At 76.7% G+C, this 12,332-nt stretch carries 10 protein-coding genes; 7 read left to right on the forward strand and 3 right to left on the reverse strand.

Going from position 1 to position 12,332, the window contains the following annotated elements; translation table 11 throughout:
* Positions 1-311: 311 nt before the first annotated feature.
* On the reverse strand, positions 312-3,281 hold the full coding sequence (locus ACIQUQ_RS30375; protein ID WP_403982320.1) for a beta-N-acetylglucosaminidase domain-containing protein: 2,970 nt from the start codon (positions 3,279-3,281) through the stop codon (positions 312-314).
* A gap of 209 nt (positions 3,282-3,490) precedes the next feature.
* Here ACIQUQ_RS30375 and ACIQUQ_RS30380 point away from each other — a divergent pair, with 209 nt between their 5' ends.
* Genes ACIQUQ_RS30380 through ACIQUQ_RS30390 form a run of 3 tightly spaced genes read left to right on the forward strand, consistent with a single transcriptional unit; the run spans position 3,491 to position 6,243 of the window.
* Positions 3,491-3,709, forward strand: a complete 219-nt coding sequence (locus ACIQUQ_RS30380; RefSeq protein ID WP_403982322.1) for a hypothetical protein — start codon at positions 3,491-3,493, stop codon at positions 3,707-3,709.
* Positions 3,710-5,947 (forward strand): 4-alpha-glucanotransferase, encoded by a 2,238-nt coding sequence (locus ACIQUQ_RS30385; protein WP_403982325.1) that lies wholly within the window; start codon positions 3,710-3,712, stop codon positions 5,945-5,947.
* A 56-nt stretch (positions 5,948-6,003) separates the two neighbouring features.
* The gene (locus ACIQUQ_RS30390) at positions 6,004-6,243 is read left to right on the forward strand and encodes a hypothetical protein (RefSeq protein ID WP_403982327.1); all 240 of its coding nucleotides are present in this window, start codon (positions 6,004-6,006) and stop codon (positions 6,241-6,243) included.
* 113 nt (positions 6,244-6,356) lie between these two features.
* Here the strand turns inward: ACIQUQ_RS30390 and ACIQUQ_RS30395 are convergent, their stop codons facing one another.
* Complete coding sequence (locus ACIQUQ_RS30395; protein ID WP_403982330.1) at positions 6,357-6,878, reverse strand: MarR family winged helix-turn-helix transcriptional regulator; 522 nt, start codon at positions 6,876-6,878, stop codon at positions 6,357-6,359.
* A 139-nt stretch (positions 6,879-7,017) separates the two neighbouring features.
* Between ACIQUQ_RS30395 and ACIQUQ_RS30400 the strand changes: the two genes are divergently transcribed.
* The 4 genes from ACIQUQ_RS30400 to ACIQUQ_RS30415 are packed head-to-tail and all read left to right on the forward strand — an operon-like array spanning position 7,018 to position 11,003.
* Positions 7,018-7,983, forward strand: a complete 966-nt coding sequence (locus tag ACIQUQ_RS30400) for an EamA family transporter (protein WP_403982333.1) — start codon at positions 7,018-7,020, stop codon at positions 7,981-7,983.
* 55 nt (positions 7,984-8,038) lie between these two features.
* Entirely contained in the window at positions 8,039-8,965 is a 927-nt protein-coding gene (locus ACIQUQ_RS30405; RefSeq protein ID WP_403982578.1) for a DMT family transporter, read from the forward strand.
* Between the two features lie 9 nt (positions 8,966-8,974).
* On the forward strand, positions 8,975-9,889 hold the full coding sequence (locus ACIQUQ_RS30410) for a LysR family transcriptional regulator (protein WP_403982336.1): 915 nt from the start codon (positions 8,975-8,977) through the stop codon (positions 9,887-9,889).
* A 46-nt stretch (positions 9,890-9,935) separates the two neighbouring features.
* A complete protein-coding gene (locus ACIQUQ_RS30415) occupies positions 9,936-11,003 on the forward strand; it encodes a MerR family transcriptional regulator (protein ID WP_403982339.1) in 1,068 nt (355 codons plus the stop codon).
* Positions 11,004-11,467: 464 nt separating this feature from the next.
* On the opposite strand, the gene otsB is transcribed toward ACIQUQ_RS30415, so the two are convergent.
* A complete protein-coding gene (gene otsB / locus ACIQUQ_RS30420; RefSeq protein ID WP_403982341.1) occupies positions 11,468-12,313 on the reverse strand; it encodes a trehalose-phosphatase in 846 nt (281 codons plus the stop codon).
* Between the last annotated feature and the right edge of the window lie 19 nt (positions 12,314-12,332).

Raw genomic sequence — 12,332 nt, forward strand, 5'->3', positions numbered from 1 at the left:
GAGCGGGGGTCCGGGGGCGGAGCCCCCGAAAGGGTCCGGGCGAAGCCCGGGGAACGGAGGAAGGGCGGGTAGGGGACTCGCCCCGCAGGGCAACGACCCGCACCCGGCAGACGGCCCGCACCGCACCCGGCAGACGGTCCCGCACCGCATCCGGCACGGGACCGGCACCGGCACGGGACCCGCATCCGGCACGGGACCGGCACCGGCACGGGACCCGCACCGCACCCGGCACGGGACCGCGCCCGGCACGGGACCGCACCCGGCACGGGACCCGCACCCGGCACGGGACCGGCACCCGGTGCGGGAGCGGCCTACGGCGTGACCGCGTACGCCTCCGCACCCCACAGCGAGCACCCGTACCGCGTGGCCCGCTCATCGCACAGCACCCGCACGAACCGCGTCCCCGCCTCGTCCATCCGCACCGACTCGCGCCCGCCCGCGGACGCGACCACGGCCGCGGTCCGCCACGTCACGCCGTCGCCGGAGACCTGCACCCGGTAGGAGGAGGGGTACGCGTCCTGCCAGTGCAGCACCAGCTGCCCCAGCCGCACCGGTCCGGCCAGCTCGCCCTGCCACCACGCGCCGTCCTCCGGCAGGGAGGACCAGCGGGTGGCGGGGTCCGCGTCCGTCACCGCCGACGCGGGGAAGGCGGGGGTCTCGTCCCCCGAGGACGCGGCCGGACGCCCGGCCAGCAGGTCGGCGCCGCCCGTCCGCGGGAACGCCCGCACCGTGAGGGTGCGCGACTCGGTGCCGAAGGACACCGGCACCTCGTACACGCCCGGCGGCGTGCCCTCCGGCACCACGACCTCCACCGGCACGGTCAGCTTCCCGCCCCGCGGCACCGTCGTCCTGGCCGGCACCTTCACCTGGATCCCGTGCGGCGCCCGCGCGGTCATCGCGCCCTGCACCCCACCGGGCTTCAGCGCCGCCAGCTCCGCGGTGACCCGCTGCGCCGACCCGCCGATCTCCGCGTCCGCGCGCCCGCTGCCCGCCAGCTCGAAGCGGGCCGAAGGGTCGTCCGCGAACCACGGCACCACCTTGTGCACCGCCGGCGCCTCGCCCGCCCACACCAGCCGTATGGCGTCGGCGCGCAGCCCCGTGGCGTGCGCCTGCGTCCAGCCGCTCGGCGAGACGTCGCCCACCTTCCGCCAGCCCTCGCCCGGCACGTGCGCCTCGACGGCCGCGCCCCGGTCGCCGGCCGGCGCGTCCGCGCGGGGCCCGGTCATCACGGTGACCGCCTCGACCGGCCGTACGCCGCCCAACTGCACGGTGTACGAGCGGTCGTCCCGCGACACCGTGCCCACGGCCCGGCGGCTCGCGCCGGTCCACTCGTCGGCGGCCTCGGCCGCCTCGGCCAGGAACGGCCCCAGCACACCCTTGCCGACCACCGCGGAGGAGTCCGCCGCCCCGACGGCCTTGCGGGCCTCCGCCAGCGCCAGCTGCGCCTTCCAGGCCGCCGCGCCGTCGCCGTGCCCCTGGGCCCGCAGCAGGTCGACGGCCAGTTCGCCGGCCGCGCCGTACCGGGCCAGCTGTTCGATCCAGGGCCCCGCCTCGGTGCCGAGCGTGCCGTCCGCCGGACCGCGCAGCCGCTCGGGCGCCTCCCGCATCACCGTGAACGCCGCCCGCAGCCGGTCCGCGGCCCGGTCCTGGGCCGCCCGGTCCGCACCGCCGCGCGCCGCCCAGAACTCGGCGAGCAGCGGCCGCAGGTACGCGGACTCGTCGGCGCCCAGCACGGAGGACGCGGTGTTCCCGGCCAGCGCCCCGAGGGCCTCGCGCGCCCGCGCGTCCCCGCCCGCCAGCTCGTCCAGGGCCGCGGCCCAGGAGGCGCCGGCCTGGTACCCCCGTGGGTTCCATGCGTAGTCGGCCGCGGTGAACAGCGGTACGCGGGACAGCGCGGCCTGCTGCATCGCGTTGCCCAGCACCGCCGCCGAGCCGTTGGCCACCGCGGGCTCCCGGCCCTGGTAGGGGCCGAGGAAGAGCCGCTCGGGCGCGTAGTCGTTGACGGGGTAGTTGTCCATGGTGACCAGCGCGTGCCCGAAGACCGCGCGCGTCCCGGCCAGCTCCCGGCCCGTGATGGTGCGCGGCACCACGCCGACGCCGGTCCACGCGATCTCGACCCGCTCGTCCAGCGCCCGGGCCAGCGCGGTGCGGTACTTGGTGGCGCCGTCCTGGTAGAACTCCGTCGGCAGCAGCGACAGGGCCTCGGCGCCCGGGTGCCGCCGGGCCAGCTCCGAGGCGACCGTGTTCGCCAGGTCCGCGTGGGCCCGCGCCGCCGCCTCGGGCCCCTTGCCGTACCGCTCCCGGTCCGCCCGGCACTGCCACTCGGTGTAGCTGACGTCGGGGAACTGGAGCTGGAAGGCGCGTACGCCCAGGGCCCACATGGCGTCGAGCTTGTGCATCAGGGCCGCGCGGTCGTCCGCCGAGGACAGGCAGAGGTTCTGGCCGGGGGCCACCGCCCAGGCGAGGGTCACGTGGTTGGTCCTGGCCCGGGCGGCCAGGGCGTGGAAGTCCTCGCGCTGCTCCTCCGGGTACTCCTCGCGCCAGCGCGCGCCGCGGTACGGGTCGTCGCCGGGGGCGTAGAGGTAGCGGTTCTGCTTGGTGCGGCCCAGGAAGTCGAGCTGCGCCAGGCGCTGTTCGCGGGTCCACGGCTCGCCGTAGAAGCCCTCGGTGATGCCGCGGACGGCGGCCGCGGGCCAGTCGCGCACCAGGACGCCGGGCACCCTGCCGCCCGCGGGGACGAGCTGGCGCAGCGTCTGGGCGGCGTGGAAGAGCCCGTCGGGGCCGGTGCCGACGAGGGCCACGGTGTCCCGGCCCGCGTACGCGCCGACGGCGAGCCGGTAGCCGCCCGCCGGCAGGTCGGCGGCCTCGGTGGCGCCGAGCGCGCGCAGGGCCTGTTCGGCGTCGGGGCCCTGGAGGCGGAAGACGGTGCCGCCGGCGGGCAGCGGGGCGTCCGGAGCAGCCTCGTGCAGGGTCCGTACCCCGGCCGCGCGCAGCGCCGTACGGACGACCTCGACGGCGTACGGGTCGGTCCCGGCCGGTGTGACGAGCACGGCCTCGGCGCCCAGCGGCACGCCGGGACCGGAGGCGAGCAGGGACTGCGGGCGGGGCCAGAGCGCGGGCAACGCGGCGCCGCGGACGGGCGGCTGAGCGTCCGTCGGCCCGGCGGCGGGCCCGGTCACGGGTGTCGGAGCGGGGGCCGCCAGCGCCCCGGGCGCCGCGAGCAGCCCGCCCACGACGGCGATCGCGACGGCGGTGGTGCGCTTCCTGCCCCGGATCGGCACCCGGGCCTCCTTCGTGTCGAGACGGCCCCCCCGCTCGTACGAATGAGCCCGAGCCCACCACCCGTGCGGCTGAAGTGTCAACGCCCATGGCCGTTGTGACCGTTATGACCCGAGATCATTTCGCCGGAAGGCGCCTGGAGTGCAGGAATGCGCGGCGAAGGGCCGGGGTAGGCCCCCGATGTTCCGATTCGGCACGAAGGAGTGCGCACATGTCCGGAAGGACCCGTTCCAAACAGGCCCGAGCGGTTTCTGCCGCCCCTCTCCCGCACCTGCCGCGGCAGGGTTCCCTGCCGCCCCTCACGAGCGAGCCGCCGCTCGCCGACGCCGCACCACTCACCAGCGAGCCGCCGCTCGCGGAAGCAGCCCCTCTGACGAGCGAGCCCACCGCCCCCGGTGCGGCCTCGGACCAGGGGCCGACAGGGGTCTAGATGGGCCTTGCCCGGCTCGCCGCAGTCCATGGAGTAGCCACCTCCTACGAGCCCTCCGAGGGCGTCAGCGTCCCGGTCGCGGACGCCACCGTCGTCGCGGTGCTCGCGGCCCTGGGGGTCGACGCGTCGACCCCGGCCGCGGTCTCCGCCGCCCTCCGGGCCGCCGAGGACGAGGCCGCAGCCCGGCTGCTGCCGGCGACGCTGGTGTGGTGGTGGGCCGGGCCGCCGGTGCCGCTCCCGCGCGGGGTGCCGGGCGGGGTGCCGGGCGGGCCGGCCGCCCCGCCGCCCGCCCTGGCCGGGCTGCCGCCCGGCACGCGGATCCGGGTGGAGCTGGAAGACGGCGGTAGCGTCGAGTGGGCCGCGGGCACGTCCGCTGCGCAACCTCCCGCGAGCGCGAGCGCGTCCGCGTCCGCGTCCGCGGGCACCGACTCGGGTGCGGCCACGGGCGCGGCCACGGCCACGGCCGCGGGCTCGGCCACGGATGCGTACACGGGCACGGGAAGAGGCGCGGGCGGGCGTACAGGCGCGGCTGACGGCCCGTCCGGCGGGCCCGGCGCCGTGCCGCTCGGCGTGCACCGGGTACGGGTGGTCGCGCCCGACGGGCGGCAGGGCGGGGCCACGCTGGTCGTCGCGCCGGAGCGGGCGCCCGCGCCGCCGGAACGGGCGCACGGGCTCCTCGTACAGCTCTACTCCCTGCTCTCGCACCGCTCCTGGGGCATGGGGGACCTCGGCGACCTGGCGGAGCTCGCCGCCTGGGCGGGCCGCACGCACGGCGCCGGCTTCGTGCAGGTGAACCCGCTGCACGCGGCCGTGCCCGGCCGCCCGACCGACCCCTCGCCCTACCGCCCCTCCTCGCGCCGCTTCCCCGACCCCGTCCACTTGCGCGTGGAGGACGTCCCGGAGTACGAGCAGGCCGGCCCGGAACGGCGTGCCGCGCTGGCGGAGCTGTCCGCCCGCGCCGCCGTCCTGCGCCAGGAGGTGCTCGACAAGGGCGGCCTGATCGACCGTGACGCCGTCTGGGAGGTCAAGGCCGAGGCCCTGCGGGTGCTGTACGCCGTCCCGCGCGCCCCGGGCCGCGAGGCCGAGCACCGGGAGTTCCTCGCCGCCCAGGGCCGGGCCCTGGAGGACCACGCCCGCTGGAGCGCCCTGGCCGCCGCGCACGGGCCCGATCCGGCCGCCTGGCCGGACACCGCCCCGGAGGCCGAGGTGGCCTTCCACCGCTGGCTCGCCTGGCTGACGGACGGCCAGCTCGCCACCGCCCAGCGGGCCGCCCGGGAGGCGGGGATGCCGCTCGGCCTGGTGCACGACCTCGCGGTGGGCGTCCACCCCGAGGGCGCCGACGTGTGGGCGCGGCCCGGGGCCTTCGCCGCCGGGATGTCCGTGGGCGCGCCGCCGGACGCCTTCAACGCGCGGGGCCAGGACTGGGGCCTGCCCCCGTGGCGTCCGGACGCGCTGGCCGCCTCGGGGTACGCGCCCTACCGCGGGCTGCTGCGGGGGCTGCTGCGGCACGCGGGGGCGCTGCGCATCGACCACGTGATGGGCCTGTTCCGGCTCTGGTGGGTGCCGGGCGGGCGGCCGCCCACCGAAGGGACGTACGTCTCCTACGACGCCGAGGCGATGCTCGCCGTGCTGGTGCTGGAGGCACACCGGGCGGGGGCGGTGGTGATCGGCGAGGACCTGGGCACCGTGGAGCCGTCGGTGCGGGAGGCGCTGGCGCGCCGGGGCGTGCTGGGCACGTCCGTGCTGTGGTTCGAGCGGGACTGGTCCGGTGACGGCCTGCCGCTGGCGCCCGAGCGCTGGCGGGCGGACTGCCTGGCCACGGCCACCACCCACGACCTGCCGCCCACGGCGGCCCGGCTGACGGGGGAGCACGTGGAACTCCGCCACCGGCTGGGCCTGCTGACGCGCCCGCTGGCCGAGGAGCGGGCGGCCGACCGGGCCGAGACGGCCGAGTGGCTGGCCCTCCTGGACCGCCTCGGGCTCGGGGCGGACGACGAGGAGGCCGCCGTCCGGGCGCTGTACGGCTTCCTGCTGCGCACCCCGGCCCGGCTGGTCGGGGTCTGGCTGCCGGACGGGGTGGGGGACCGGCGCCCGCAGAACCTGCCGGGGACCTGGGACGAGTACCCGAACTGGCGGCTGCCGGTCGCCGACGCGTCCGGCCGGCCGCTCGCCCTGGAGGAGGTGGTGGCCTCGCCGCGGCTGAACGCGCTGATGAGAGCCTTGCGGGAGGGGGCGTGACCTCGTACGGCACCCCCGGGCGCGCGAGCCGATCGGGTGTTCGCTACTTTGGCACCGTGGACAAGAAGAACGCTCTGCGCGCCGGTGCCGTCGCGGCCGGCTCGACGCTGATGATGCTGCTCATGACGTCTCCCGCGCTCGCGCTGACGCGCGACGACGGTGACGACCCCGGCCCGGGCCTGAGCGTGGGTGAGACCCTCGGTCTGTTCGTGTTCACGCCCATCGTGCTGTTCCTGGTCATCGCGGGCCTCGTGATGGTCGGCGACAAGTCCCGCAAGCAGGCCAAGCAGGGCTGACCCCCACCCCCATTTCGCGCCGGGGCGTCCAGGCCCGTACGCACACGTCCGTGTGCAGGTACGGGCCGGGGCGCCCCGTTCCCGTTTCCGGGGGCCGTCGGCTCCCGCGGGGTCTACCCGGGCAGGCCGGCGAGCAGTTTGCGCAGCAGGCCGGTGAGGACCGCGGTCTCCTCGCGGTCGAGTCCGGCCAGGCAGGCGTGCTGGGTCTCCAGGCCGGCCACCACGGCGGCCTCGACGAGCTCGAAGCCCCGCTCGGTCAGCGTGACCTGGAGCGCGCGGCGGTCGGTGGGGTCGGGGCTGCGCGAGAGCAGCCCGGCCCGTTCCAGCTTGTCCAGGCGGCCGGTCATCCCGCCGGTGGTGAGCATCAGGGTGGCCGAGAGCTGCCGCGGCGAGAGGGTGTAGGGCTCGCCGGAGCGCCGTAGCGTCGCCAGCACGTCGAACTCCCCGCTCGAGATCCCGTGGCGGGCGTACGTCTTCTCCGCCGCGTCCGTGACGGCGCGGCTGATCCGGTGGATCCGGCCGAACACCCCCATGGGCGAGACGTCGAGCTCGGGGCGGACCGTGTGCCACTGCGCGCCGATGGCGTCGACGGCGTCCTGGGGCTCCGGCTGGTCGGGATGGGGGCTTTCGTCCATGCGCCGCAGTATCTCCCGGCCGCCCGTCCGCGCCCGGGCGGACCCGTCTCCAGATTTAGCTTGCTACTAAGTAACTGAGTGCTAAGGTATTTCCAGCGACCTGCTCGATCACCTCCACAGGGGAAGCCGAGGTCCCGCCATGAACCGCGCCGCCGTCGTCGCACTGACCGCTCTCGCCCCGGTCGCCTGGGGCAGCACCTACGCCGTCACCACCGAGTTCCTGCCGCCGGACCGGCCGCTCTTCACGGCCACCATGCGCGCCCTGCCCGCCGGCCTCGCCCTGCTGGCCGTCTCCCGCACCCTCCCCAAGGGCTCCTGGTGGTGGCGGTCCGCCGTCCTGGGCGCCCTCAACATCGGCGCCTTCTTCCCGCTCCTCTTCCTGGCCGCCTACCGCCTCCCCGGCGGTGTCGCCGCCGTCATCGGCTCCATCGGCCCGCTGTTCGTCGCCGGCCTCGCGGCGCTGCTGCTGGGCGAGCGGGCGACGACCCGGACCCTGCTGGCCGCCGTCGCCGCCGCACTGGGTGTGAGCATGGTCGTACTCAAGGCCGGAGCCGCGCTCGACCTGGTCGGCGTACTGGCCGGCGTCGCCTCCTCCGCCTCCATGGCCGCGGGCACCGTGATGACCAAGCGGTGGGGCCGCCCCGAGGGCGTCGGCCCGCTCGCGATGACCGGCTGGCAGCTCACCGCCGGCGGCCTGCTGATCCTGCCGGTGGCCGCGCTGTTCGAGGGCGCGCCGCCCGCGCTCGACGGCCGCGCCCTGGCCGGCTACGGCTACCTCGCCCTGGTCAACACCGCCGTCGGGTACTGGCTGTGGTTCCGCGGCATCGGGCGGCTCACCGCCACTTCCGTCACCCTGCTCGGCCCGCTCTCCCCGCTGACCGCCGCCGTGATCGGCTGGGCCGCCCTCGGCCAGGCCCTCTCGCCCGTCCAGCTGCTCGGCATGGCGGTCGCCTTCGGGGCCACCGTGGTGGGCCAGCTGCCGGCGCGGCGGCGGACCGGGGCGGTCGCCTCCCCGGTGGTCGCCCGCCACGAACCGTTCAGTTCAACTGAACAGAACGATCGAAAGTTTTCGATGGACCTGAGCAATGGCGGGATGCGACGGTAGGTCCACGAACCGACACGACACCCCAAGGGAGAAGGGAAGGCGAACCGTGGCCGTCATGGACCGCGTCCGCACCGCACCGCAGCAGGCCACCGGAACGAGGGGGGCCCGCACGAAGAAGGGGGCCGCCGGCCTCGGACTCCTCCTGGCCCTGGTGGCGACGGTCGTCTGGTCCGGCAGCTTCGTCGCCTCCCGCGGACTGGCCGACAGCGTCCCGCCCGTACAGGCCGCCTTCTGGCGGTGGCTCGTCGCCATCGCCGCCGTGGCGCCCTTCACGGCGCGGGAGGCCTGGCGGCAGCGGGCCCTGATCCGCGAACACCTCGGCTTCGTCACCCTCGCCGCCCTGCTCGGCGTCACCGTCTACAACACCCTGGTCAACCAGGCCGGCCTGACCACCGCCGCCTCCAACATGGGCATGATCATGGCCGCCTCCCCGGTGGTCATGGCCCTCTTCAGCAGGCTCGGCGGCGAGCGCCTCGGCGCCCGCCGCACCGCGGGACTCCTCGTCGCCGCGCTCGGCGTGCTGCTCCTGGTCGGCAAGGGCTCGCCCGGCATCGACCTCGCCGCCGGCGACCTCTGGATGTTCGGCGCCGCCCTGTCCTTCGCCTCCTACAGCGCCCTGGTCCGGCGCAAGCCCTCCGGGATCGGCGGCCCCGCCTTCCTGTTCGCCACCTTCGTGCTCGGCGCCCTGATGCTGGCCCCCGCGTACGCCGTCTCCGTCGCCGTCCAGGGCCCCTTCGACGCCACCCCCGGCACCGTCGGGCCGCTGCTGTACGTGGGCGTGTTCTCCTCCGCCCTCGCCTTCTTCGCCTGGAACAAGGCGATCGCGCTGGTCGGAGCCGCCCGCGCCGGCGTCGTGTACTACCTCCAGCCGGTCTGCGTCGCCGTCCTGTCCTTCGCCCTCCTCGGCGAGGCCACCGGCCCCCTCCAACTGCTGTGCATGGCGCTGATCCTGGGCGGCGTGACGCTGGGGGCGCGCAGGTAGGTTGCGCTCATGACCGAGTGGGACCTCAGGAAGCTCCGGATCCTGCGCACGCTCAGCGAGCGGGGGACGGTGACCGCGACGGCCGAGGCGCTGACGATGACGCCCTCGGCCGTTTCGCAGGCCCTGTCCGGGCTCGCGAAGCAGCTGGGGGTGACGCTGCTGGAGGCGCAGGGGCGCCGGGTGCGGCTCACGGACGCCGCGCACCTCGTACTCCGGCACACCGAGGCGGTGTTCGCGCAGCTGGAGCGGGCGGACGCCGAACTCGCCGGGTACGCGCACGGGGAGGCGGGCGAGGTCCGCGTCGCCGCCTTCTCCACCGCCGTACCGGCCCTCGTGGTCCCCGCAGTGGTGGCGCTGCGCCGCTCGCACCCCGCCCTGGAGGTGCGGGTACGGGAGTCCGAGGCGGCCGAGTCGTACGAGCTGCTCTCCTCCGGCGAGGTCGACCTCGCCCTCTCGCTCGCGGCCCACGCCCCCACCGCGGCCGACCCGCGCTTCACCCGCGTACCGCTGCTCGCCGACCCCCTGGACGTGGCGCTGCCGCCGGGCCACCCGCTCGCCGGGGCCGGGGAGCTGCGGCTGGCCGACCTGGCGGGGGACCCCTGGATCTTCGGCGGCAGCGGCCCCTGGTCCGAGATCACCCGCGCCGCCTGCGAAGCGGCCGGCTTCGTCCCGGAACAGGCCCACTCGGCGGCCGGCTGGACCGCGATCCTCGCCATGGTCGAGGCGGGCATGGGCGTCGCGCTGATCCCGCGCATGGCCGCCGCCCGCGCCGCCGCCGTCGCCGTCCGGCCCCTCCCGCACGACCGGCCGCTGCGGCACGTCATCGCCGCCACCCGCCGGGGCGCCGACTCCGCCCCCGCCCTCTCCCGCGTCCTGACGGCCCTCCGCGAGGCGGCCGCACCGGACGGACACCCCGGTGATTGACCCTCGACCTGGTGCAGGCCCCAGGGTTCCGGGTGTGGAGAGCGAGATGCGCACGATCGGCGAGATGGCCCGCGACGGCGGACTGGGCGTGAGCGCCCTGCGGTTCTACGACCGGGCCGGCGTGCTGGTCCCCGCCTGGGTCGATCCCGTGAGCGGCTACCGCTGGTACGGGCCAGAACAGCTCGACGAGGCCCGGCTGCTGGCCCGGCTGCGCGGGGCCGGCATGCCCCTGGCGGACGTCAGGCTCGTCCTGGCCGGCTGGTCCGGCACGGACTCCAGCGTCGTACGGGAGCTGCTGGAGGCCCATCTGCGGCGCCTCGAACGGGGCCTGGCCGACGCGCGCGCCGAGTTCTCCGCGGTCCGAGCACTGCTGGAGCACAGGGAGAACCCCATGACCGCACACCCCGCCACCCTCCGCCTTTCCGTCCCCGCGGCCGGCCTGGCCGCCGCGCTGGACGCCGTCCGGTTCGCGGCCGGCACCGACCCGGACCTGCCGGCGCTGGGCGGCGTCCTGTTCGACGCCGAGGGCGAGCACCTGCACGTGGTGGCCACCGACCGGTACCGGCTGGCCGTGGCCCGCACCGGCGCCACCGGCCACGACGGGCCCCGCAGGCAGACCGTCGTACCGTCCCCGCTCGTGGACGCGATGCGCTCGCTGCTGGGCGACGACGCCGCCGAGGCCCGGCTCACCGTGGACGGCGGCCGGGTGACCCTGGAGACGGGCGACCGCCAGACCTCCGGCCGCGCCCTGGCCCACGACTTCCCCGACTACCGCCGGCTGGTCAGCCTGCCCGAGGGACGCCGAGCGCTCGTCGACGTGCCGGCCTTCCGCGCGGCGCTGTCGGCCGGTCCGGTCCGGGCGGGGGACGGGGACGCGGGGCGGGACGTCAGCGTGCTCACGGTGTCGGACGGCGCGGTCGCCGTCTGCGCGGACGGGGACGACGAGCCGGAGCGGGTGGGGGTCGACCGGGACTTCCTGCTGGAGGCGCTGGCTGCCGGCGGCGCGGACCGGCTGGTCCTCGAACTCGGCGCCCCGACGGCCCCGGTGGCCGTCCGCCACCCCGGCGCCGAGCACCGCTTCTCCCTCCTGATGCCGGTCCGCCTGGACGGCTGATACCGGGTACCGGTCCCGTGCCGGGTGCGGTGCGGTGCGTTGCCGGTGGCGCGGGTCCCGTGCCGGGTGGGGTGCGTTGCCGGGGGCGCGGGTCCCGTGCCGGGTGCCGTTGCGTGCCGGGGGCGCGGGTACGTATGTCGGGTGCGGCGTGGTGGGGGTGCGGGCCGTTGCCGCTGCGCGGAGCCGTTTCCCCACCCCGCCCCTTTCCCGAAACCGGGGCTCCGCCCCGGACCCCGCGCCTCAAACGCCGGCGAGGCTGAATACAGCCCCTCCGGCGTTTGAGGAGCGGGGGTCCGGGGCGGAGCCCCCGAAGGGTCCGGGCGAAGCCCGGGAAACGGAGAAAGGGCGGGTAGGGGAACCAGCCCCGCAGGGCAACGCACCCGCACCCGGCCCCGACAGGCACCCGGCAGCGCACCGCACCGCACCCGGCACGGGACCGGCACCCGGCCCGTGCGGCGGCCCCGTCAGGACAGGGCGGCGGCCAGGTCGGCCAGGAAGGTGACGACCGCCGGAGGGCCGTCCAGGACGAGGTCCGCCCGCTCGGCCAGCTCGGCGACCTCCGCACTGCCGCTGCACACCAGCAGCCCCGGCAGCCCGTTCTGCCGCAGCTTCTCCACGGCGGAGAAGGCCGCGAGGTCACCCAGGTCGTCGCCCGCGTACAGCACGGCACCCGCGCCGGTCTCCGCGAGGTACTCGGCCAGGGCGACGCCCTTGTCCATGCCCGGCGGGCGGAGTTCCAGGACGGCCCGGCCGGGCTCCACGATCAGCCCGTGGCGCTGGGCCAGCTCGGCGAGCGGCTCCCGCAGGGTCTCGAAGGCGGCCTGCGGATCGGCGGCACGGCGCGTGTGGACCGCGACGGCCCGCCCCTTCTCCTCGATCCAGGTGCCCTGCCAGGCCCCGATCGCGTCGAGGAACCCTGGCAGCTCGGCCCGGACGGCCGCGACGCCCGGGTGCGGGGCGGGGGCGTGGACGGTGCCGGATATCGCGTCCCAGCGTTCGGCGCCGTAGTGGCCGAGCACGGTCAGGTGTTCCAGGCCGGGTACGCCGGCGAAGCCGCCGTACCGCACGGCGACGCCCGCCGGGCGGCCGGTGATCACGGCCACGGAGCCGACGCGGGGCGCGAGGGCCGACAGCGCGGGGACCGCACCGGGGTGGGCGCGGGCCTGGTCGGGGTCGGGGACGATCTCGGCGAGCGTCCCGTCGAAGTCGAGGGCGACGACCGACCGCTCCGGTGTGCGGAGCAGCGCGTCGAGCGCTTCGCGGCCTGCGGGAGTGGTGGGCGTGGGCATGCGGTGCGGTTGGCTCCCCATGGCCCCGACCCTACCGGCG

It is taken from the genome of Streptomyces sp. NPDC101118 (genome assembly GCF_044759445.1).
In the GTDB taxonomy this organism is placed as follows: domain Bacteria; phylum Actinomycetota; class Actinomycetes; order Streptomycetales; family Streptomycetaceae; genus Streptomyces.